General features: G+C 57.6%; 1 protein-coding gene. It reads right to left on the bottom strand.

Annotation, left to right across the window (positions count from 1 at the left end; all coding sequences use genetic code 11):
- Positions 1-620 (bottom strand): immunoglobulin-like domain-containing protein (locus SNL23_RS11395; RefSeq protein ID WP_318302286.1); only part of this gene is annotated, 620 nt, incomplete at both ends.

Raw genomic sequence — 620 nt, 5'->3', positions numbered from 1 at the left:
GTCACCGGCGCATGCGCTTCGTTGCTCAAGGTCGCGGTATAGGTGATCTGACCGCCTTCAGTGATCGCAGTGTCGTTAGTCGACAGCGTTACGGTCGTGGTGTCGATCGAGTCGCTAATCGTGGTGGTCGGCGGATTGGTGTTATCCGGGACCAACTTCTCAAAGTTACCGCCAGTAGCCGCTGTAATCGTGGTGCTAACGGTGGAACCGTTGTTGTAAACGTCATTGACCGGCGTTTGGAAAACCACGGTGCCCGTGGTTTTGCCCGCATCAATGGTGATCACCTGGCCGTTAGACAGGGTCACGGTCACCGGCGCGTGAGCTTCGTTGCTCAAGGTCGCGGTGTAGGTGATCTGACCGCCTTCAGTGATCGCGGTATCGGTGGTCGACAGCGTTACCGTGGTGGTGTCGATCGAGTCGGTAATCGTGGTGGTCGGCGGATTGGTGTTATCCGGGACCAACTTCTCAAAGTTGCCGCCAGTAGCGGTGGTAATGGTTGTGCTAACGGTCGAACCGTTGTTGTAGACGTCATTGACCGGAGTCTGGAAAACCACGGTGCCCGTGGTTTTGCCCGCGTCGATGGTGATGACCTGGCCGTTCGACAGGGTCACGGTGACCGG

The sequence above is a fragment of the Pseudomonas sp. SED1 genome (assembly GCF_034044025.1).
Taxonomy (GTDB): Bacteria; Pseudomonadota; Gammaproteobacteria; order Pseudomonadales; family Pseudomonadaceae; genus Aquipseudomonas.
The sequence above is the reverse complement of the archived record's forward strand: the minus strand, read 5'-3'. Positions and strand labels throughout refer to the sequence as shown.